Annotated in this window: 17 protein-coding genes; 9 read left to right on the forward strand and 8 right to left on the reverse strand. The window is 38.9% G+C overall.

Going from position 1 to position 23,637, the window contains the following annotated elements; translation table 11 throughout:
* The first annotated feature begins 35 nt into the window (after nt 1–35).
* Together MWU78_RS17730 and MWU78_RS17735 are read left to right on the forward strand one after the other, a co-directional pair.
* Nucleotides 36–995, forward strand: coding sequence for an alpha/beta fold hydrolase (locus MWU78_RS17730; protein WP_247000210.1), 960 nt, complete (start codon nt 36–38; stop codon nt 993–995).
* A 45-nt stretch (nt 996–1,040) separates the two neighbouring features.
* Entirely contained in the window at nt 1,041–1,520 is a 480-nt protein-coding gene (locus tag MWU78_RS17735) for a cytochrome c (RefSeq protein WP_247000212.1), read from the forward strand.
* Nucleotides 1,521–1,897: 377 nt separating this feature from the next.
* Here the strand turns inward: MWU78_RS17735 and MWU78_RS17740 are convergent, their stop codons facing one another.
* From MWU78_RS17740 to MWU78_RS17750, 3 genes are all read right to left on the reverse strand, one after another.
* A complete protein-coding gene (locus MWU78_RS17740) occupies nt 1,898–3,433 on the reverse strand; it encodes a SulP family inorganic anion transporter (RefSeq protein ID WP_247000214.1) in 1,536 nt (511 codons plus the stop codon).
* An 82-nt stretch (nt 3,434–3,515) separates the two neighbouring features.
* Nucleotides 3,516–4,487 carry a phytanoyl-CoA dioxygenase family protein gene (locus MWU78_RS17745; RefSeq protein ID WP_247000217.1) on the reverse strand — a complete coding sequence of 324 codons (972 nt, stop codon included), beginning with the start codon at nt 4,485–4,487 and terminating at the stop codon, nt 3,516–3,518.
* A gap of 223 nt (nt 4,488–4,710) precedes the next feature.
* Entirely contained in the window at nt 4,711–5,637 is a 927-nt protein-coding gene (locus MWU78_RS17750; protein ID WP_247000219.1) for a nicotinic acid mononucleotide adenyltransferase, read from the reverse strand.
* 466 nt (nt 5,638–6,103) lie between these two features.
* Between MWU78_RS17750 and MWU78_RS17755 the strand changes: the two genes are divergently transcribed.
* Nucleotides 6,104–7,105: an NAD(P)H-dependent glycerol-3-phosphate dehydrogenase gene (locus MWU78_RS17755; RefSeq protein WP_247000221.1), complete on the forward strand. Its 1,002-nt coding sequence runs from the start codon at nt 6,104–6,106 to the stop codon at nt 7,103–7,105.
* A gap of 51 nt (nt 7,106–7,156) precedes the next feature.
* Here the strand turns inward: MWU78_RS17755 and MWU78_RS17760 are convergent, their stop codons facing one another.
* The 3 genes from MWU78_RS17760 to MWU78_RS17770 form a co-directional block, all read right to left on the reverse strand.
* The gene (locus MWU78_RS17760; RefSeq protein ID WP_247000223.1) at nt 7,157–8,824 is read right to left on the reverse strand and encodes a glycerol-3-phosphate dehydrogenase/oxidase; all 1,668 of its coding nucleotides are present in this window, start codon (nt 8,822–8,824) and stop codon (nt 7,157–7,159) included.
* 97 nt (nt 8,825–8,921) lie between these two features.
* The gene (pbpC, locus tag MWU78_RS17765) at nt 8,922–11,312 is read right to left on the reverse strand and encodes a penicillin-binding protein 1C (protein WP_247000225.1); all 2,391 of its coding nucleotides are present in this window, start codon (nt 11,310–11,312) and stop codon (nt 8,922–8,924) included.
* A gap of 294 nt (nt 11,313–11,606) precedes the next feature.
* Nucleotides 11,607–11,963 carry a hypothetical protein gene (locus tag MWU78_RS17770; RefSeq protein WP_247000227.1) on the reverse strand — a complete coding sequence of 119 codons (357 nt, stop codon included), beginning with the start codon at nt 11,961–11,963 and terminating at the stop codon, nt 11,607–11,609.
* Between the two features lie 108 nt (nt 11,964–12,071).
* Here MWU78_RS17770 and MWU78_RS17775 point away from each other — a divergent pair, with 108 nt between their 5' ends.
* A complete protein-coding gene (locus MWU78_RS17775; protein ID WP_247000229.1) occupies nt 12,072–12,620 on the forward strand; it encodes a CvpA family protein in 549 nt (182 codons plus the stop codon).
* Between the two features lie 71 nt (nt 12,621–12,691).
* On the opposite strand, the gene MWU78_RS17780 is transcribed toward MWU78_RS17775, so the two are convergent.
* The gene (locus tag MWU78_RS17780) at nt 12,692–13,222 is read right to left on the reverse strand and encodes a DUF5004 domain-containing protein (RefSeq protein ID WP_247000231.1); all 531 of its coding nucleotides are present in this window, start codon (nt 13,220–13,222) and stop codon (nt 12,692–12,694) included.
* Between the two features lie 82 nt (nt 13,223–13,304).
* Nucleotides 13,305–18,815, reverse strand: coding sequence for an MG2 domain-containing protein (locus tag MWU78_RS17785; RefSeq protein ID WP_247000233.1), 5,511 nt, complete (start codon nt 18,813–18,815; stop codon nt 13,305–13,307).
* Between the two features lie 346 nt (nt 18,816–19,161).
* Here MWU78_RS17785 and MWU78_RS17790 point away from each other — a divergent pair, with 346 nt between their 5' ends.
* From MWU78_RS17790 to MWU78_RS17810, 5 genes are all read left to right on the forward strand, one after another.
* The gene (locus MWU78_RS17790) at nt 19,162–19,638 is read left to right on the forward strand and encodes a CAP domain-containing protein (protein ID WP_247000235.1); all 477 of its coding nucleotides are present in this window, start codon (nt 19,162–19,164) and stop codon (nt 19,636–19,638) included.
* A gap of 128 nt (nt 19,639–19,766) precedes the next feature.
* A complete protein-coding gene (locus tag MWU78_RS17795; RefSeq protein ID WP_247000236.1) occupies nt 19,767–20,312 on the forward strand; it encodes a 3-hydroxyanthranilate 3,4-dioxygenase in 546 nt (181 codons plus the stop codon).
* 174 nt (nt 20,313–20,486) lie between these two features.
* Nucleotides 20,487–22,040, forward strand: a complete 1,554-nt coding sequence (locus tag MWU78_RS17800) for an aldehyde dehydrogenase family protein (protein WP_247000239.1) — start codon at nt 20,487–20,489, stop codon at nt 22,038–22,040.
* A gap of 629 nt (nt 22,041–22,669) precedes the next feature.
* Nucleotides 22,670–22,876: a hypothetical protein gene (locus tag MWU78_RS17805; protein ID WP_247000240.1), complete on the forward strand. Its 207-nt coding sequence runs from the start codon at nt 22,670–22,672 to the stop codon at nt 22,874–22,876.
* A gap of 5 nt (nt 22,877–22,881) precedes the next feature.
* Entirely contained in the window at nt 22,882–23,433 is a 552-nt protein-coding gene (locus tag MWU78_RS17810) for a hypothetical protein (RefSeq protein ID WP_247000242.1), read from the forward strand.
* Nucleotides 23,434–23,637 lie beyond the last annotated feature (204 nt).

Raw genomic sequence — 23,637 nt, forward strand, 5'->3', positions numbered from 1 at the left:
TAATAAATAAACAATTCATTTATAGAACAATCACAATGCCTATAATTCGCTCCCATTACAACCCACCTTTCCTATTTAAAAGTGGCCATTTCTCCACTATTTATTCAGGAATGATACGCAAGGTAGTTGGCCTTACCCAAGAGCGGGAAAGGATAGAGCTTGCCGACGGGGATTTTATGGACTTGGATTGGAGCTACACGGACACACCATCTTCTGAAGTGGTCATACTTTTACACGGTTTGGAAGGCAATGCTCAACGCCCTTATATTACCGGCAGCGCCAAGCAGTTAAATGCTAACGGTATTGATGCCTGCGCTGTTAACTATAGAGGATGCAGTGGTGAAACCAATCGACTTTTCCGATCCTATCATTCCGGGGCAACGGAAGATTTGGAAGCGGTAATAAACCATATTCTAAATCTAAATAAATATTCCCGCATTTATATAAAGGGATTTAGCTTGGGTGGCAATATGACCTTAAAGTACTTGGGTGAAGGCAGATCGCTTCCCAAAGAGATAAAAGGGGCGATCGCAGTCTCTGCGCCTGTTAATTTACATAGTTCCTTGATAGAACTTTTAAAACCAAAAAACATAATGTATGCACAACGGTTTAAAAAGCGTCTTATCACAAAACTGAGGGCAAAACAATTACTGTTCCCAAAGATGTTAAGCAATGCGGATATTGGGAAAATAAACACCTTAAAGGATTTTGATGACCTATATACCAGCAGGGCACATGGGTTTAAAAATGCTATTGATTATTACCAAAAGTCGAGCTCGCTTCAATATATCCATGCCATAAAGACCCCTACTCTAATTATCAACGCCAAAAATGATTCCTTTTTAGGTGAACAATGTTACCCTTCCAAGGAAGCTGAGCAAAATAAATCTGTACAATTTGAACAGCCATTGTACGGTGGGCATGTAGGGTTTTATGACCAAAGGAATATCACTTATACCGAAAAAAGAGCATTAAAATTCATCGAAGAACTTTAATAAAATAATCTATTTGTTATCTTAGTGCAATAATTTAAAAAAACGATGAGAAAATTATTTATCCCTTTGGCCTTAGTTGCTATGATTGTTAGCTGTGGCGAAAAAAAAGAAGAAAAGAAGGAAGGTTTTGAAATGAACCGTACCAAAAAGGAAGTTAAAGCGGAGCCCGTAAATGAGGGAGTACCCGTAGACATGAATAATAAAGGTGTTGGCCCCATTAAGTCCGTGAAATTTGCAGATGCCATAGATACTGAATTGGCTGCAAAAGGACAAAAAACATTTAGTACCATCTGTGTGGCATGCCATATGGCGGAGCAGCGTTTAATTGGCCCGGCTCTAAAAGGTGTTTTTGAGAGAAGAAGCCCAGAGTGGGTAATGAATATGATATTGAATCCCGATGGAATGCTTAAGGAAGACCCTATAGCAAAAGCCTTGTTAAAAGAGTATAACAATGCGGTAATGCTAAATCAGAATCTTTCTGAAGATGATGCCCGTGCGGTAGCCGAGTATTTAAGAACTTTATAGTATACCATTACCAAATACAAAAAAGCGTTTGCAGCAACCTTAGGGTTGATACAAACGCTTTTCTATTTTTGTATTATTTCCGATCAACGAATAGATTTTGGATAAGTCACACCTTATCTACAACAAGCCTATAGCCAAAATCCTTTAAAACATTTAAATATACAGCTACTTCTTGGCGTCCATTTGTAAATCAAAATTCCCAGTAAAAACGACAGTTGACAAAAAGCGACAATATATCGTCCTTTAATCAAAGTGGTTAATGGAATAAGAATTTTGCTTCCAAAAAATTCCATTTAGGGCGGGCTCAGTCTGACAAAAGTTATATATAGTAGCAGCTACTGAGTAACTTTACAAATTTTTTGCAATTACGGTAATCGTTATTTATTTAGCATGACCCTATAAGTTGGGTCTTCTATAATATTTACCTCAATAACACTTTCAGCATTTGTAAGTAGCTTTAGGCAGTCGGGGCTCAAATATCTCAGGTGTAATTTTTTACCCTCTTTGTGATATCGAGCAGTGATTTTATTCAGCGCATCTATGGCGGACATATCTACCACCTTGCTCTCCTTGAAATCTATTACAACTTCATCCGGGTCGTTGGTTACATCAAATTTTTCGAGAAATGTAGCGGTGGAACCAAAGAAAAGTGGGCCGTATATTTCATAATGTTTTACCCCATTTTCGTCTATATGTTTTCTTGCCCTAATACGTTTAGCGCTTTCCCAGGCGAATACCAAAGAAGAAATAATCACGCCAATCAAAACAGCTAAAGCTAGATTGTGTAACACAACAGTTACCACTGCAACCAATATCAAAACAAAAATGTCGTGTTTAGGCATCTTATTGATTACCTTAAAGCTAATCCACTCAAACGTACCTATGGCAACAACCATCATCACTCCCACCAAAGCAGCCATCGGAATTTGTTCAATTACAGGTCCACCTACTAAAATAATCAGTAAAATTGTCATTGCACCTATAATAGCGGAAAGTCGTGCTCTTGCTCCAGATCCAACATTTACCAAAGTTTGGGCTACCATAGCACATCCTCCCATACCACCAAAGAATCCATTGGTAATATTGGCTATCCCTTGTGCGGCAGCTTCTCTATTTGATTGTCCTCTAGTACCGGTAATTTCGTCTACCATATTAAGTGTTAAAAGAGACTCAATAAGCCCAACACCAGCCATGACCAGTGCGTATGGAAAAATTAATATTAAGGTCTCCATATTAAAAGGAATTTCAGGGATATGGAATGAAGGAAAGGAGCCACTTACAGAAGCAATATCCAATACTTTTTTGGTGTCTATGTCAAAGAAAAAAACAACACCAAATACAATCAATATGGCCACCAAGGAAGGTGGAACTGCCTTAGTGATTTTCGGTAATAAAGCTACAATTGCAATGGTTAAGAGGGTCAAGCCTGCCATTATGTATAAAGCCGAACCTTCCATCCAATTATCTATGCCGTTTTCCGATGTTTTAAATTGAGCCACCTGTGCCATAAAAATAATAACCGCAAGTCCATTTAAGAATCCAAACATCACAGGTTGCGGAATTAAACGAACAAACTTCCCTAACTTGAATAAACCAACTAATAATTGCAAAACTCCGGCTAAGGCGACTGCCGCAAAAAGATATTCTACGCCATGAGAAGAAGCCAACGCGATTAAAACAACTACTGTAGCACCTGCCCCGCCTGATACCATCCCTGGTCTTCCTCCAAAAATAGCTGTAACAATACCCATTAAGAATGCGGCATAAAGTCCCGTTAAAGGAGATAATCCTGCTAAAATGGCAAATGAGAGAGACTCTGGTATCATCGTCATAGCTACCGTGAGCCCAGCTAAAACTTCATTCTTATAATTTACTTTTTGTTTAAAATCGAATAGATTTAAATACTTCTTCACGTCTTTGTTTTAAGGGCGCAAAAGTAGTGGATTTTCTTGTTTTAAAGGCCACGATACGCCTAAATGTGAGATTTACAACAAATTACCAAGAATGAAGACCTAATAATTTCTTGCCCAAATCACTTAATTCGGCCGTTTTATATTTGGTCTGTTCCCAATTTCTTGGGTCACCGGGAAAAGCATACCCTTCTGGTGCCAATCTATTTTTCCAAGAATTGATGCGCCAGGTTCTTAGGGACACATTGTCCTCTTCAGCCGGCATCATAGAGATATATTGGGCAATACGGACCTTGTCTTTTGAATTATTGGGCCTTATGCCGTGGGGTTGCAAGCTATTAAAAATTAAAAGATCGCCCGCCTCCATCTTCACCTTTACGATCCTATCCTGCAGGTCGCTGACATCTGGCTTAAAACGGTCCCTATCCTTCGGATGGTCAAGTTTCCAAGAATCATAATTCCGGTATAACCAGGGGATACATTGAAAGCCCCCCATATTTTCATCGGTCTGGTCCGCGAGAGCTAATACTCCCTGTACATTCTGAGGACTGGTTTCTGGGTCGTAGTCCCAATGTATAAACCCTTTTTGCTCAAATCCTGGCCGAATTGGAAAGTTTAGATTAGCCCTATCGATAGTTACCCAAAGTTTTTCCGTACCCCAAATATCCACAAAAGCATCGTAAATTTTTTCTTGTTGCCTATTGTTCCATAGATTCTGATGATTGTACACCTCAACCATTCCCGTACCCGTTAATTCCTTCATTTGCATTTCTGCCCTCGGAGGCGTATACCAACTGTTGGGATTCTTAGGGTCTTTCTCTTCAAATTCCCATATAAATTCCGCGGTTTCTTTTGCTTGGTCCTTTGTGATAGCATTTTTGATAACAATATACCCATTGTGCAACCAAAATTTCCAATCCTCCTCGCTCAGGATCCGTAAAGGTTTTCCATTACTTCGGTCGTTCAAAATAATTTTACTGGTAGTAGAAGTGGAAGGATTCCCCGGAATCTCCGCATGTGGGTTCTTGTTGTTTGCCTTGGTATACTTGGACCGCATCTCCTTGATTTTTTATCGTCACGAACAATACCATAATTTAAGCAATTTAATTGAAAATATGACTTTTGATGGACCACCAAATGTTGGACGAACACTCTTGCCCAATGCTGTAGAATTATGGCAAATAAAAAACCGCCCTAGGTAATTACTCCAAGGCGGTCTTTAACTAAATAACCAACCAAAAACTTCTTTATATCGGTACCGTAAAACCTTACGGCAATAATTATATTTTTCTTTTTCTGGCCACTTTCATGGTCCCCAACTCGGTTTTCGTCCTTTTCTTATCCACTTGGGATTTCCCAGATTTCAAATAAGTAATAAATCCCTTTCCTCTAAACTTATAAACCGTTCCACTAGAGGAATGATAGAGCTCTATTGTACTATCATTAATAACGTACAATTCAAAGTAATCATTGCCCATGAATTCATAATCCAGTGTTAAAGTTTTGAGCGTTTCATCGTTATAAACATCAAATAAGGAATACTCACCTCGATAATCCCACAAAATGTCGTTGAAATGCATCCCGCTGGGGTCTACGGAGGAATTGAAGATAGATTTGTTTCCGTCATTATAGAACTGTAGATAATTTTCCGAATCAAAATCATTTAATGCTCCCTCTTCACTCGTAGCTATCTTTTCCCAGACATCATATTCTTGAAGCAAGTATTGTAAATTGTCATAAAATATCATGTCGTAATCAAAGTTATTCCTTTGGTAACCCTCCAAAAAATAAGATGTTCGGCTATTGGCATCATATAATTCAATAGTATTATTATCAACTACAAATACTTCCAAATTCCAATAACCATCAACATCATGGTTTATTTGCAAACTTTCGTTGACTGTATTGAAATGGCCAACCTGCATTCCAAATCCATTCCCTGTTTTGCCAATTCCCACTAAATTGTTATTGGCATAGATAGTTTTACCAGTAAAAGAGATGGTAAACGCACGCTGTAAAAAAGGAACTTCCCCATTGCCCGTGGTCTCATTAATATCTATATACCAAAGATCATAGGATTGCAATACCCCATTAATATTTACAATAGGATCCTCTATATATTCATCCTCGATAATAACTTCGGTATAACAACTGTTTGTTAGAATACCAAGCATAAAGGTTGTGAGCAATAACTTTACGGTTCTCATATTTTAAAGATTGATGTTACAATTTCCATTAAAATCAATCTTTATGCCAACAATATTATATATTGATTATCAGCACATTGCATTTCTTAAATAAAACTATACTCTTGGAGTCAAAAATCTACATGCTGAATATGGTTTAAAACATATTACCTAGGGTATTGGATTCTTGTTTTGAATCTCCAAAAAACAGTCCTACATTGCCATGGATTTCAATAAACAATGCGCACTTCCAAATTGGCACTGGTTAATTTATAGGCCATTGATACTTTTTTAATTATCCGAAGCCTAAATAAATGGGCTATAGGTAGAGAAGAAAAAAATTTAAAGAATGAAATGAGCATATTCAAAATTAATTTTTTGCTTACTAACCAAAATGAGTGAATTTTTTATGCGATAGCGCAGTGGTTGATGTATGCAAAAAGTTTTTATTAAGTTCATTTTCAGGTTGATATAAAATTCTAAATAGATGAAAAACAATATGAAATTTGCAATGTTGGGCGGGGGTAGCTGGGCAACTGCCATTGTAAAGATGTTGACTGAAAATGCCGATGTAGTAAATTGGTATATGCGAAATACGGATGCCATTGAACACATTAGAACACAAAGACATAATCCCAATTACCTAAGTTCGGTAGAGTTTCATACGGAGCAACTAAACCTTACGGACAATATTAACGAGGCTGTTGCCGATGCCGATGTACTTATATTTGCCATTCCTTCTGCTTTTTTGGAAAACGAATTGAAGCAACTTACGGTTGACATTAAGGACAAAATTATTTTTTCGGCCATTAAAGGTATTGTGCCGGAATCCAGCTTAATTGTTGGAGAACATTTTCATGTCAATTATAATATTCCTTTCGAAAACATTGGGGTTATTACAGGCCCTTGCCATGCCGAAGAGGTAGCTTTAGAGCGTTTGTCCTATTTAACCATAGCCTGCGCAGATACCGAAAAAGCCAAATTGGTTGCCAAACACTTGAGCAGTGACTACATAAAAACTAAAATATCCGACGATATTATAGGAACTGAATATGCGGCTATGCTTAAGAATATTTATGCCATTGCTGCCGGTATCGCTCACGGATTGGGTTATGGCGATAATTTCCAAAGTGTACTTATGAGTAACTCCATACGGGAAATGAAACGATTTATAAAACGGGTGCATAAAATGAAGCGCAACATAAACGACTCGGCCTATCTAGGAGATCTTTTGGTAACGGGCTACTCCGTTTTTAGCCGTAACCGTATGTTCGGTAATATGATTGGCAAAGGCTACACCGTAAAAAGTGCTATGATGGAAATGAAAATGGTGGCCGAAGGATATTATGCTACCAAAAGTGCACACCTAATAGTTTCAAAACACAAGAAAAAATCGAAAACTCCTATATTAAATGCTGTTTACGAGGTCCTTTATGAAAATAAAAGTCCAAAAAAAGTATTTAAGGAACTGACGGAAAAGCTGGATTAATATTTAAATGTTACTTCTATAGGCTAGGAAATATTCCTGTATTGGCACTCCCTAAATTCTGTCCAGTGAAAAATTGGAGTGTTCCTCCAATGCTTCCTCCAAAGTTGTCCTATAAGAGTCTATTACCTCATCATCCAGTTTAAAAATGATTTTGAATTCGGCCAATATGGGTTCCATCAATTTTCTAATACTTTCAATATCAAAGTATAACCGCCCTGTCCTTCGTATAAAGAAATCCATAGGAGTTTGCACCATTTCATTTTCAATGCCAAACTTTAATTCAGCTTTGGCCATGCCCAACTCATGATTATCATCTTTTTGTTTGGCATAGTGCTGCAATATAGTTTCGGTTTGTTTCCCATAATTGGTCACCAAATACCAAGCGTCATATTGTGAAAATCCCTCAGGGGTTAATCTTTCATGTATTTCGGCAATATATTTCTTAACGTATTTATACTTTTTAAATTCATTGCCACATAACGGAATATGCTCGGTATCTGAAGGTTTTACTACAACCCCATACTCTTCCTCCAATTTTTTTCCGACCCTGTTCACCACTCTCTCCGCCATTTTACGGTAACCCGTAAGCTTGCCCCCAGCAATACTGATAAGCCCAGAATCTGAAGTAAAAATCTCATCCTTTCGTGATAATTCAGAGGCGGATTTACCTTCTTCATGTATTAGCGGGCGTAATCCTGCCCATGAAGATATGATATCTTCCATTTCCAAATTAATCTTCGGAAACATATTATTCACGGCAGAAATTAAATAAATGGCATCTGCCACATTTGTTTTTACCTCGTCCTTATTCTCGTTGAAATTTGTGTCCGTAGTTCCTATATAAGTAATCTTGCCCCTTGGAATCGCAAACATCATTCGTCCATCGGGAATATCAAAATACACAGACTGCTTAATGGGCAATTTTTCATATGGAAAAACCAAATGCACCCCTTTGGTAAGATGCAGGCGCTTTCCCTTTTTAGAATTATTAATTCCCCTAAGGTCATCCACCCATGGTCCGGCGGCACTAATTACATATTTCGACTTTATTGAAAATTCGGTATCCATTACGGTATCTTTCACCTTAACTCCTGCAACTATACCCTCCTCATAAATAAAATCCTTTACCTCGGCATAGTTTAGAGCCATGGCACCGTGGTGCAAACTCGTCTTAATGGTCTCCATGGTAAGTCGGGCATCATCTGTCCTGTATTCCGCATAATAACCCGCTCCTTTCAATATCTTTTTAGGCAACAAAGGCTCCAATTTCAAGGCTTCTTTTTTCTCCAACATTTTACGTTTGTCATCACCTGTCACCTGAGCCAAAATATCATATACCTTTAGACCAATGGAGGTAAGCCATTTGCCATAAGACCCATTTTCTATCAATGGCAACAACATTTTCTCTGGCAACACCAGATGCGGAGCCAGTTTATGTACAATAGCCCTTTCAGACCCAACTTCCTTAACCAACCAGAAATCAAATTGTTTAAGGTATCGCAAGCCTCCGTGTATTAATTTTGTTGACTTGCTACTGGTTCCTGATGCAAAATCATTTTTTTCAACCAAGGCCACCTTAAAACCTCTTGATGCAGCATCCAAGGCAATCCCACCACCCGTAATTCCACCGCCGATTACAACTAAATCAAATACCTCTTCCGTTAGTTTGGCAACGGTTTTTTTTCTGTCCAAATTAGAAAATCGAATGTTTTTTGTCATCTTAATGCGGTATCAGTTTGTTATTTGGTGAATTTGTCTTACTTCAACCAATGTCCTTAAAGGTAACTGATTATAGTCCGAAATCAAAGGACAATTATTACTCCAACGTTATCGTTACAACAACTTCATTGCCCAAGGCATCTACCACAGTAATCCTGTGATTTCCTGGTTCGGGTATCAATCCTTTTTCATGAAAGTTTATGGTTTCCCCTATAAATTTTTCATCCAGATACCAAAAAACCGGAGTTTCCGGTTTTGAATGGGCCAACTTCACTATTAATTCGTTCTTTTTCCCTTCAAAATTTTTGGGCAGCGTTATTCTACTTCCGTTCCTTGGATAAATAAATTCCATAACCTCCGTGTTGGTTTCCTCACAATTATCTAAAAAGGCTGGCGGGGATTTATAGGTTGGATGACCCTTTTTATAGTAGAATTCCATTAATGGAGGTAGAATAAACCAGGACTCGCTCAGTGTTTCGGACAAATTGGCACAGGACGAATTAACCCTGAACTGTTTTTGTGGATTTAAATGTACCAATTGATGATAAGTACAGGCCTTTACATAATTTTGTTTGTTTGGGATAGAAACCACAGTAACAGGGCATATTTGGGTAGCCAAATAACCGCTTTCCGAACATACTTTGATATCTATAAACTCATCCTCAGGTTTTTGAAACCAGGAAGATCGGGGCAATACATCAAAAACATCGAATAAAATTGGGGCTGCGGTAGTGAGTCCTGTGACGTTTGGTCTTCCTTCCCCGTCCGCATTGCCAGTCCATACCCCTACCACATGGTCTTGGGTGACTCCAATAGCCCAGGCATCCTTGTTTCCAAAACTGGTGCCCGTCTTCCATGCTATCTGTTTGGAGGAATCAAAAAACTCCCAAGATTCGCTTCCCTCAGGTCGGTTAACTTTTTTCATGGCCTCCAGGGTCAGGAAGATACTTGCCGCATCAAAAATTGTTTTCACGGTGGATTTACTACCAAAATCCACCACAGAATCCACTGTTATAATAGGTTCGGAAAATTCCATAGCAAAATACTCACTGGAGGTTTCATTAAAATGATTTACTGTTGATGCCAAGGAGGCATATGTCTTACATAAATCCCATAGATTGGTTTCGGCCCCTCCAAGTATTAATGTAAGTCCGTAATGATCCGCAGACCTGTCAAGCCCCCTTAAGTTGAATAGATCTAATTGATCCCTAAATTTTTCCAGACCATAAGATTGCAACAAACGCACTGCCGGAATATTGAGCGACTTTGCCAATGCCTTATCTGCCTCTATGGCGCCACTATAACTCTCGTTGAAATTCTCAGGGGTATAACCCGCTATTTGAGTAGGAACATCCGCTACCAGCATATTGGGCAACAATTCTCCCGCATCCATCATGGCGGTGTACAATAAAGGCTTTAAAACACTCCCTGTACTGCGGTTGGCCTGAACCATATCTACGTCCTTTTCATGGTCCTTATCAGTTGGTGTGTTTCCAACATAGGAAAGTACTTTCCGCGATTTTACGTCCATTACAAGAACGGCTGCATTATAAACCTGATTCTGTTTCAAGGTATTATAATGCCTATTAATTATGGCGTTGATATTGAGCTGTAGCTTTTCATCCAAATGGGTCAAAATTCTTTTCCCCTTGCCTTTTTTTGCCAAATACTGTACTAAATGAGGAGCTATATCGGGTAATGGAAATGGCTTCTTAGGCAATTCCTCAAGTAGCGACAATTGGTAGGTGGTGCTATCTATTTGATGGTTTTCCAATAATTTTTGAAGTAGTCTATTTCTTTTATTTCGTAATTTGACTTGATTTTTTCCCGGATAAATCAAACTTGGAGCATTGGGCAATACCGCCAAAGTAGCAGCTTCCGCCCAGGATAACTGACTCGGCTGCATACCAAAATAACGCCAAGCCGCCACCTCCAGTCCTACCACATTTCCACCAAAAGGAGCATGACTGGCATATAGTTTTAAAATGTCTTTTTTGGAATAACGAAATTCCAGTCTAGTGGCCAAGACCAATTCCTTGACTTTTTCCCAATAAGACCGTTGTTTGTGCTTACGGGACAATCGTATTACTTGTTGGGTAAGCGTACTCCCGCCTCTAACCGTTTTCCCTGCAAGAATATTTGCTATAAACGCCTTACTTATGGAAACAGGATTAAAACCAGGATGAAGATAAAAATGGGCATCCTCAAAATTTAGAATACAAGTCTCAAATTTGTGGGGTACGCTATCCACAACAGGAAACCTCCATTGCCCATCCTCGGCAATAAGTGCGCCCAAAAGCTTCCCAGATCTACTCTCTACAACTGTGGCATGTGGGGTGTTGAATAGTTGTTTGGGCAAACAGAAATAATAGGTAACCAACAATATTACAAGAATCAGTAACTTTTTGGGATGCTTTCTTATTAGCCCCTCCAACTTTATAAAAGTTGTTGCTCCTTTAACTGGATTCCTATCCGTTCCCAAATTCATATTTTCTTTCTACCAAACAAATGCGGACTTTATACCATTTGTACCGCTCTTTTATTCTTTTTTTTGGACGAAGAAATGATCCGCTTGTCTTTTCCAATCTGTGGAATAAAGCCCAATTTATCCAAAAAACTTACACTGGTCCCTAGTTGCACTCTGGCACATTTAAAGCCTAGAAACACCGGCTGCCATTTAGCCTTTTACTCCATTGATCGGGAATTTAATCATACCTGTTATCACCTTCTATGTTGGTAGAACTATAAATTGCGGCATAATAGGCTTTTTAAAGTACCATATTTATGAAATGTAATCCTTTTCCAAAAAGTAACTTACCAAGGCTTCTTTCATTAATACGGATTGTTCACCTGCCTTTAATGGGGGCAATTCTTCCTTAATGGTATAATGCGGCCAGCCTTCTTCATCAAAAAAATCGAACTCATAATACCCATAGGGTTCCAACAACCTACATATAGCAATATGCATTAGATTTAATTTTTCATCTTTCTTATAGGTTTTATGAATCTGACCCAATTCCTGAACACCCACCAAATATATAATTGCATCCAACTCCATGGGATCGCTATCTGCAAATTGCGCCGATAGTTTCTTAACCAAAATCTCCCATCTATCCTTTAATTGTGTATCTCTCGACATAGTAATTTGTTCCAATTTAGTTCTAATGTTGGACTAAGTTATCCAAGCTGTGTAGAATTATCCAAAGGTACAAATCAAAGTTTTATATTTGTCAAAAGACTTTTAAGAATGGGTGTATTGGATATTATTTTAGGACTATTACTACTTTACGGTCTATACAAAGGCATTAGAAATGGTCTATTTGTTGAGTTGGCATCACTAGTGGCCCTTGTGGCCGGTTTATATGGCGCCATTCACTTTTCCTATATTGTAGGGGAATATCTTTCCGAAAATATGGAGTGGAACGAACGATATATGAATACTGCTTCGTTTCTGATCACCTTTATTATTATTGTTCTGGTAGTAAATATGGCAGGGAAATTATTGACTAAGATTGCTGATTTTGCCATGCTGGGACTACTAAACAAAATAGCGGGAGGAATATTCGGTGCTCTCAAAGTAGCGGTCATTCTGGGTGCCTTATTGATATTTTTCGACAGGACCAATAACCAATTGGGGTTTGTTAAGCAAGAATCCATTGACGAGTCCAAACTTTATAGCCCTGTAAAGGAAATAGGGGCCTTTGTTTTTAGCAAGGTACTTAAGGAAAACAAAGCATTGGAAGTAGAACCCCCCAAGAACAATGAACAAAACACCTATATTAAGGTTGGCGGATAAATATAACATCCTATGATACCAAAAAAAATGTGGTGAACATAGGATGTTATAGTTCTCAACCTTAAAGCCAATTATTGGGTTGCCCCCACTTTGGTATAGGTGAATGTGACATCCGTTTGTATGGTTAGTCCTTTTACATCTGTAATATTATAATTGGAAGTAACGGAAAAAGCCGATTTATCTGTATTGAAAACAATGTTCAAATTCTGGGCTGAACAATTGCCAATTAAACCCAGTGTACCACTGAAAAGCTTCCATGTCCCTCCAATTTTAACCTTATTAATGCAACTGGTTGCATTTTCACCTTGTGAAAATTCATAGGCCCGACCTGGTCCGAAGGTATAGTCGGAATCCTTTTCGCAGGCAGAATATTGAACAAAAATATCCTTTTTTGGGTTTTCTTCGTCATCTTGGGTTATATCCACTTCTTTGTCCGCAAGTATTGCGGTTAGCTGCCAAGTTCCTATTAAGCTGTTTTCTTCCTCTGTGAGTGCTCCCTCAAAATCGGCAGGACATTCAATTGAATTATCCGTACTACAACCCACAAATAAAGCACTCAATGCAATGGTTCCAATGAGCATAAAATAAAATCCTTTTTTCATCTTTTCTTTTTTTTATAAGAATGCAGAAAAGATAAAATGGTTGCGCAGAATGGATATTTATTTTTAGCGCCCATGAACACAACTACTGTACAACCTCTACCCATTGGCCCTTAGTGCGTACGGCGTAATCATTGTTGTACATGGCTTCAGCCTGAATCCCTGGTAAATAATATCTGCCCAAATAGGATGCATTCAGCAATACCCTAAATATTTTTGTTTCGTTCTTTTTCATATCAAAATAAAAATTCGCCCTATCATCCCGCAAATCCGTATAGGTCACCTCATTTTCGGCAAAATCCCCAAAATCTGTAAAGCGTGTATTTACTATTTCCCAGCCACTGGGGAATATCTCGGACAATGCCACATTTTTGATCATTTCGGCCTTGGTATTTGTTAGTGATACCTCAGCAACAAAATCCGTACCCTGCATTATGGAGGCAGGATTCAATATAGTGCCATTCCGTCCTTTGAAGACCACATTGGCAGTTAGATTTCGTTGCATCTCCTTCTCCTCACCTACAGGTAGTATACCACTATTATTGATGCTCACGTATAACAAATTGGTTCCAGTATTTTTTATACTGATGGAATTGGTCCCCGTAATTATTCCCAATCCCATATTGGCCAAAGTTTTTTGTGTATCTATATCACTATGCCCTCCATTTACCGTTATACTGGCCTTAATCCCCTTACCTCCAATCATATCGGCAAATTTTGCCAGAGCCAAAAGACAATAAGAAGTACTCTGGGTACTCATCCATTGATCATTACTTAAACGCTGCGCCAAGGTCCTGGCCATTTCCTGAGCTTTCACCTTATCCTTTAAAAGCACATAAGTTTCCAAAGCCATGGCCCTGTTCCGTTCAGGAGACCCATAGGTATAATAATCATTTTTATTGGCCACAAAATCAATATCTGAGGACCTAATGATCTGTTGGGCAACACTCTCTTGACCAACAAGTGCATAAGTTGCCGCCAAGCGGAATTTTCCCTCATTGGACAAATTTGGAGTTTCCCTTAGTCTATTCATTGAAGCAATATCTGCATTTCCGGAAAGGGCTAGGGTATATAAACGATATGCCTGAGCCAAACCGGATATGGAAGACCCTGCCCGCCATTGCCGTGCTATATTTTGCTGATAATTTATCCAGGTAGACTTAAACCCCAAGGGCAGAACGTATCCCTTTTTCTCAGCTTCCAATAAAAAGTGACCTACATAGGACGAACTCCAATCATCTGCATAATTTTGTCCTGGCCAATAGGAAAAACCTCCACTTGGCATTTGATAACTGCCAATTCTTTTTATGGCACTTTCCACGTTTTGCTGAATCTCTTTTTTCTTTGATGAATTAATATCAAAGATATCTGGCATAAATAATTGAGGAAAGGCACTGGAAGTGGTCTGCTCCAAACATCCATGCGGATATTGGACCAAATATTGCATCCTTCCATTAAAATTCATCGGTGGAAGGGTAGATAATTCAACCTCTGCCCGGTTACTGCCCGGAATGCCAAAAGTATTAAGATCTAGGGTCCTGTTAGTATTGGCCTCCAAAACAACATCCTCTGTCACTGTGGTTAAAGGATTGGGGTTTACCACATCTATAGGTATTTCAAAAGAGGCTTTTTCACCATTCCCCGAAGCTTCAACTACTACCTTACCAACACCGTTATAGTCGGCCACCTTCAATTGAAAATAAGCCATTTTTTCATCTGGTTGGGAAAAGAAAACGTTTTGTATAGCATTGCCTTCTATGCTAAAAGAGGGGTCTTGTTTAATTTTCAAAGTCACTTCTTTTACCTTGTTTTCCATGGCAAACACAGTAACGGGCAAAGTTACGGTCTCCCCTGGAGTAATTTTCCTTGGCAAGGACGCCAATACCATCAGTGGTTTGCGCACAGGCGTTGTTCTTTCTGCGACACCGTAAGCAGCTTTTCCAGAATTTCCTGCTATGACCATAGTGCGTACAGATCCAATATATTTGGGTATGTCTATTTTATGTGATTTTGTTTCCCCTTCTTTTAGGGTAAATGGTCCTAGATAAACCACCATAGGTTCAAAACGATTTGCCTTTTTATTTTTGGCTCCGGCCAATTCCCCGTCCCCACCTATAGAGAAGACCTGATTTATTCTTCCGCCATAGGCTCCTATTACGTCATCGTAGACATCCCAACTCTTTACCCCCAAAGCCTCACGTGCATAAAAAGCATCCCAGGGATTAGGAGTTTTAAAGCGAGTTAGATCTAGTAATCCTTCATCCACTATGGCAATACTATAGGTCATGGCCCTACCTTGTTTCTCATTTACCTTGACTGTTATGTTTTCTTCAGGCCTTATAACATCCGGCATGGAAATTTCTGGCTGTAATTTGGTCGAAGGATCTTCCACCGATATGGGAACCACCCCGTACATACGAATAGGGGAATCGTTTAAAGTTGAGGCATGAGGCTGCAACAAACTAATATTTATATAAACATTTGGGGTATACAATTCGGTTATGGGTATTTCAAATTTGGTTTCCCCTTTTTCCGATTCCACCCATAGTGAATGGAGTACCTCACTGCCATTTTCAATGGTGACCAACGCCCTACCTCCTTGGGAACTTGGAAAGGTAACGGTGGCCGTTTCTCCAACCTTATAAACCTCCTTGTCCGTGGAGAACATTAACATTGTAGCGGCAGAAGGGTCATTTTTCATTGATTTCCCTGCCCATCCCGGCCAATCCACATAAATTGTTTTACCAGTTGCATGTCCGCCCATAGGATCATCTACCCTAACCAAATATCGGCCCCAGTCAGGATATTTTAGTTCAAAATTAAATGATGCCTTACCACTTGTATTTGTGCTAATATTTTGCTCCAATACCTTTTCCTGATACTCACTGCTGCTAAAATTGGATAAATTGTCCGCAGAAGTCTCCCACCACCATCTCCAGTTTACCTTATAAATAGTAACCTTTAGATTATTGGCCGCTTTGGCAAAGCCCATTTCATCCACTGTTACAACTTCAAATTTATGTGGTTGATCTGTAAGCAACATACCCCTTAACTTGTCGCCTTTGGGCACATTTAGGCCCACATAAGTATTGAATGGCGAAAATTGTTTTGTGAAGACATCTGTACTGAAATCACCTCCATTTTCATACACCTTGGTCATAAATGCCGCTCTAAGCATTCCTGGAGCCTGACTGTTTATTTGTGGACTAAGTGAAAAGGACGCCTTACCTTCGGCATTTATAGTACTATTGAAAACCACCTGATCTTCGGTGGCAAAGGTTCTGGTGGGGTCATCAAAGACATACCCCGGAAAATTTTTAAAGGTTGTTGTCTGTACATTAAACTTCGCCGTAATATCCGCTTTTAAGTTTTTTGCTGGCGCTCCGTGGAGCCAAGCTACCTGCAGCGAACCTTTGATAGGCTTACTCCCGGATAGCACCTCATCTTCAAACTCTGTTTTAATCTTTAGTCGATTAGGTTTAATCGTTTCAATTTTAACGGTTTTGGTAAAGGTTGCCCCGCCTACTGAAATTTTGGCCAGCCAATTCCCGGTAGGCGCATTTTCATCGGTCCTTAAAACAAAATTGTAAAAATTGTCTAGAGAATTGTTCTTTACTTCGCGATGCACCACCTTGTTATAGGGATCTATCAATTCCAACTTTACTGGATGCCCTGCGGGAAGTTTATTGGCGTTATCGTTCAATAGAAAAGAAACAAAAAGCTTATCCCCGGGACGCCACACTCCTCTTTCACCGAAAATAAAACCTTTGATTCCCTTTTGCAGGGCAACACCGTCAACGTTAAACTTACTTACGGACAAGGCATTGCCGTCATTTAGTTTAACGTAGGTTTTTTGACCATTGCTCTCGGCTACGGCAAAGTATGCCAAATTATCCGAGTCAAAGATAGAGGTGCCATCCACCTCCGTTATTACCTGCCCGATAGGCTGTTGCTGGTAATTGTAGAAAATTACCTTGGCTCCCGCTATGGGATCGGTACTTACTATATCATTGACCGCTACAAAATAGCTTTTGTTAACCCCTTGTTTTATGGTTACTCCCAAGTCCGAAGCCAAAACATTGGCCCCTACTGTTTTATCATAATAATAGGTAGTATGGCAGGGATTATCACGTTGGTTCCAGTCATAGTTAAAATAGTAATCTTCGTAATAGGATTCCACTCCGTCCCATGAGCTGTTTTCTGTTTCTTGATCAAAATCTTCGTCCGATGTTGTTTCCTGTTCAAAATTGGTGTCTTCACATCTAAACAAGCTATACGATGGTTTAAAGCTAAATTCTACCCTGTACATGGCTCCTAATTCAGGAGTAATGAGCGATTTTAAATCCAGGGCATGAGCCGACCATTTTCCACTATTACCACTAAGATTGCTTTCCAAGTCCAATTTCTTTGTGGCAATGGGCCTAGCTATTGTTTTTAAGTTATAGTTCCCGTCAAGATTATTTCCTTGTAAAAACTGCAAAACATTACTTTCATATATTTTAAGAACGGTTACGTTGACCGACTTCAGATTTACCGATTCAAAATTAATTTTTAGGTTATTGGAGGATGGTAAAATTGTACCGTTGGATAATAGTCGGACATCTGGTTTTATTTGTTCGAAGGCTACCCTCTCTACAAGCTTTGTTCTTAATTTGTAGCCATCAATGCTTTCTATACCATCAAAAACCTCGAGCTGAACTGTACCGGTCACCTCCTTGGAAGGATAAACTTTTAAGGTATTTCCAACAACATTGAATTTAGGGTTGTTATCTCCTTCAAGTACCACCAGACCCTTAAAGTTCTGTCCTTTTTTTAGGGGATCTGAAAAATTTATGTTTATTATTTGATTTTCCCCGGTTTCCACGTTCACTTCCAGTATACTAAAATTGCTCTTCCCCGGGATCTTTATTGAATTCTTTCCTGAACTATCAATATTCAAAACCTTACCATCCCAAACAACCTCCAAATCCGTATCCTCCGTAAATCGTTGAATACTATCAATTTTAAAATGAAATTGGGTACCTTCAGCTGTGGATGAATCGAATTTTACGGAAACACTTTTCCCCTTTTGTTTTACCTCCAGCAACTGTTTGGCATTTTTTAAACTTAATTGATCGGAACTTTTTAATTGCCCCTCTATATATTGGTAATCTTTGGAGTAGGACTGTATCGCCTGTGTATATACATTAAACTGTTGTTTCAATGTTTTTACTTGGAAATTGAAATGGCGCAAATCCTTGGGGACGTCGTTTGCAATAGCCCCCAAATCCAAAGTAAACCCGTAGGTGCTGTTTTGTTGGAAACCCGATTCAGGTATAAAAGCAATAGTTCTACTGTCCAAAGCAACTACCTTACCTTTTAACCTGGGAATTACCTGTAACAAATGGCTACTTAGTTCCTTTCCACTTTCCCATGAATCAATAGGCCGATTCAATACCACCCGAACATCTGCTTTTACAGAAATAATTCCATGGGATACTTCTGTTATGTAATCTTGATAAAGATTTATGTTATCTATTGGAGTTTTCCCAGTGTCCTTATTAGGGTTACAACCTAGGATGAAAAGAAATAATAGCGTACGGACAATTAATTTCATAAAAGGAACCAATTTAGTACCGTAAAGATAGAAGGTTTTCCTTTTGAGATATACTGTTAAACAAATTAAGCTTGTCAAAAGACAATTAAATTCCTCCTTTTAATTGCAGATAAATTCGCCAATACGGCTAACTTTTTTTTGAAACACATCGATAATTGTCTACAGTAAGTAATCCTTGTACTACAAGATTTTAATTTGTTATGTATTTCGTCGAATAAATTAATTAATTAGACTCTCCACTCAATATTTTTTTTTAATATTACAACGTTGGTCACGAGAAGCCAATTACGAGAATACAAGAATTCCCCATTCTTCCTTTTCTTCCTACTTACAAATAGAACATTGTATGAAAATGAAATTGCATTATTTTATAATGCTATTGTTCGCATTTGTAGTAGTCTCTTGTAGTACAGAGCCTATAGAGTCGGCAAATAGTACCGAAGCAGAAAACGCGGTCGAAGTAGAGCAGGAATTACTTGGTATAGTCAACGATCATCGTGTTTCCCTGGGATATGAAGATTTGGATTATAGCGCTATAGCCCATGAATATGCTAATAAGCATACGGACTATATGATAGCCAAAGGCTCTATTAATCATGATAATTTTAGCGCACGGGCCTCGGATATCTCCCAAGCCGTAAATGCCTCTTTTGTTTCAGAAAATGTGGCGAAAGACTATGTTTCAGCCGTCGAAGCTTTTCAAAAATGGCTGGCCAGTTCCGATCATAGAAAAACTATGGAAGGAGAATTCACCCACACAGCGGTTAGTGTTAAGAGAAACTCCGATGGTAAACTATATTTTACCCAACTCTTCTACCGATAGTCTTCCTTAAAGCAGTTTACTTTTCTTATTTTTGATATTAATCCTTGTGATAATTTGCGATAGCGCAATGTTATGCCCTTTCAAAAATAAACAGGGCTTTATAAATCTAATTTTAATAAGATAGCGCTATGTCCATAAAACAACCTTTCAATCTAAATAAATGGATTTCTGAAAATAGAGCAACTTTAAAACCTCCGGTGGGAAATAAAAACCTCTATACGGAATCAGGAGACTATATTGTAATGGTTGTTGCCGGCCCCAATGCCCGAAAAGACTATCATTACAACGAAACAGAAGAGCTTTTTTATCAATTGGAAGGAAATATTGAGGTACATATTCAAGAAAACGGTCAAAAAAAGACCATGCAATTGGGTCCTGGGGATATGTACCTACATCCGGACAGAATACCTCATTCCCCAGTTAGGCACGAAGGTTCCATAGGCCTGGTCATTGAACGTAAAAGGGCCGATATGGATGCGAAAGATGGCTTGCTGTGGTTTTGTGATAACTGCAACAACAAACTGCATGAGGTTTACTTCACATTAAATGATATTGAAAAAGACTTTTTGGGTCACTTTAAGACATTCTACGCTTCCGAGGACCTGCGTACCTGTAATAATTGTGGTACAAAAATGCCGGTTGACGAAAGGTTTATTGCAAAGGAAGACAAATAGCTGCCTTACTAACTTGGTAATTCCCCTTAAGTTTTAAAACTAAGTTCAAAACCATTTAGAACCACAAAAACATTAAATACTTTTTGAACAACATTTGTGCTCCATAGCACCCCAGTCAACACAATTATTTGTAAATTTGAAAAAATATAACAATAATCGATAAAAAAGTTATAAATGTCAAACATTGCACGGGATTTTGAAATCCAAGAAGCCTTGGAAAAATTAGGTATAAAAGCCTTAAATAACGGAACATCAACCGGTTCCCATAATTTTTCTTCTGGAGATGAATTAGCATCCTATTCTCCTGTAGATGGAGCTTTAATTGGCAAAGTAAGGACAACCTCCAAGGCGGATTATGAAAAAGTAATGGATGCCGCTACCAGCGCATTTAAAACATGGAGAACGAAACCAGCGCCTCTAAGGGGGGAAATAGTCCGCCAGTTTGGAGATAAACTACGTGAACTGAAGGAACCCTTGGGAAAGTTGGTTTCCTATGAAATGGGGAAATCTTACCAAGAAGGTTTAGGAGAAGTTCAGGAAATGATAGATATCTGTGATTTTGCCGTAGGCCTGTCCAGGCAATTGCACGGTCTTACCATGCACTCAGAAAGGCCGGGTCATAGAATGTACGAACAATATCATCCTCTAGGAGTTGTAGGTATAATTTCAGCTTTTAATTTCCCGGTTGCCGTATGGGCATGGAACACTGCACTGGCATGGATTTCCGGAGATGTCTGTGTTTGGAAGCCCAGTGAAAAAACACCGCTATGCGGAGTAGCTTGTCAAAATATCGCTGCTGCGGTTTTCAAGGAAAATAATCTTCCGGAAGGCATTTCCTGTTTGATTAATGGTGACTATAGGGTAGGCGAATTCATGACCCATGACAAAAGAGTTCCATTGGTATCTGCAACGGGCTCTATACGCATGGGAAAAATTGTAGCTCAGGCAGTGGCCGCACGATTAGGAAAATCACTTTTGGAGCTTGGAGGCAACAACGCAATTATAGTAACCCCGGACGCGGATATTAAAATGACCGTTATCGGAGCTGTTTTTGGGGCGGTAGGTACCGCAGGGCAACGCTGTACCTCAACGCGTAGATTAATTATCCACGAATCCATTTACAACAAGGTAAAAGACGCCCTGGTTACCGCTTATAAGCAATTGCGCACAGGAAATCCACTAGACCAAAATAACCATGTGGGCCCGTTGATCGATACGGATGCCGTAAAGATGTACCAGCAAGCGCTTCATAAAGTTGTGGAAGAAGGAGGTATGCTTATTGTTGAAGGAGGTGTGCTGCAAGGGCCAGGATATGAAAGTGGCTGTTATGTAAAACCAGCCATTGCTGAAGCCAACAATAATTATGGAATTGTACAACACGAAACTTTCGCCCCCGTCTTATATCTTCTAAAATATTCCGGAGATGTAGAAAATGCCATCGCCATTCAAAATGGAGTAGTTCAAGGCCTATCTTCTGCAATTATGACCAATAACCTAAGGGAGGCAGAGTATTTTTTATCCACCCAAGGTAGTGATTGTGGCATAGCCAATGTTAACATCGGAACTTCCGGTGCTGAAATAGGAGGAGCTTTTGGCGGAGAAAAAGAAACTGGTGGAGGACGTGAATCCGGCTCGGATGCCTGGAAAATCTATATGAGAAGACAGACCAACACCATCAATTACACTACCGAATTGCCTTTGGCCCAAGGTATAAAGTTTGACCTTTAGAAGCAAAGGCAAATGAAAAACCCGCTATGTACTGGAGATAAACCAGTACATAGCGGGTTTTAAACTAACCAACCAATATTATCCTGAAGATTTGTTTTGAAGTGCTCCAGGACAAGTAATTTCAATTTGAACGTTTAGGACATTATAAACCCGTAGCCACTTGAAAATTTCCCCTCCCCCCGAATAGGTCCATTAGAAATAGCTGCGGGTTTAACCAAACTAACTCAAATAATTATTGTGGTAAAGACCTATTTCAATGCCGGAACTTAGTCGGGAGAAATAAGGTCTTTGTAATTATAATATTTCCGCTAAAGTCTACATTCCATATCACGTATAAAAGTAAAACTATATAGATGGTACTAAAATTTGTATAATTGGTAAGTTTTCAAGGAATTGCATAAATTATTGGGTAAAATTACACCCCCAAAACTCTTAATTTATGGGTAGAAAAAAAGATTTACGAAAATACCCTCCTCCAAATAAACCTATAGATCTTTTAAAAAAGTTAAACAAAGGGGAAATGCCCCTTTAGCACCGCTAACTATTTGACATGTAACATTTAAAGTTGTTTTTTTAACATTTAAGGGAATTTTTTAATATATTTAAGCTAAACCCAAACAGTTACGAAAATGACGAAAAGAACAACCAATATCTTGGGTATAGTAATCGCCATTATTGCCGGAACCTATTTTAACATTATGATGTGCAACAACTGCTCAAGTGAAATAGACGATATTTCTTCTGCAGAAAACGCTGAAGTTATAGATAACAGCAATATGGTTGTGGAGAAAAAGCATAAAAAAAACCTAATTAGTATAACTAACCTTAATCTATAAAGTATATGGAAAACATGAATATCTGGTGCTGGTTAATTCCGGCCATAGTGGGTATAGTCTGCGCCCTATTTGGCTATTTGATCGGAAAAGGAAAAAGCCCAGACATAGACCAGTCTTCAGAATTAAGAATCCTAAGGGACAAAAACATTCAACTTCAAGCAGATTTGGCTTCGTGCAACAAACAATTATCCCAAAAAGTGGAACTGGCCGTCCCTTCCGAACCCGTTCCTCCGGTAGCGGCCGCAGAAGCACTGACGCCATTTAATGCACAAGCAGCCAAATCGGTCTTTGGCAAAACAATAAAAAAGGACGACTTAAAAATTGTGGAAGGTATCGGTCCGAAAATACAGCAACTTTTTATTTCCTTTAATATAAAGACTTGGAAGGATCTGTCCGAAACAGCAGTCGCCAAATGTAAAGAGATATTGGATTCTGGAGGTGCCAGATATAAAATTCATGACCCTGCTTCTTGGCCTATGCAGGCCAAAATGGCCCATGAGGGCAAATGGAAAGAACTACACAAATGGCAAGAAGAACACAAAAGGGGCAAGCTATAGTACTTTTGAACCCAATACCCGGCTATTTCCAAATGAAGGTATCTGTCCAGCGGATAAAACGTATAAAAAAAGAGGCCGTCTAAAAACCATTAGGCGGTCTTTTTATTTTTAGTGACTTTGGTAACTTTGGTTTTTAAACTGTTTTAATTTGAACAGTGTAAGGAAGCCAGAGTAGTCCTATCCGGCTAGGGTAACTTTTTTCAG

The organism is Arenibacter sp. F26102 (assembly GCF_023015865.1).
Taxonomy (GTDB): Bacteria; Bacteroidota; Bacteroidia; order Flavobacteriales; family Flavobacteriaceae; genus Arenibacter.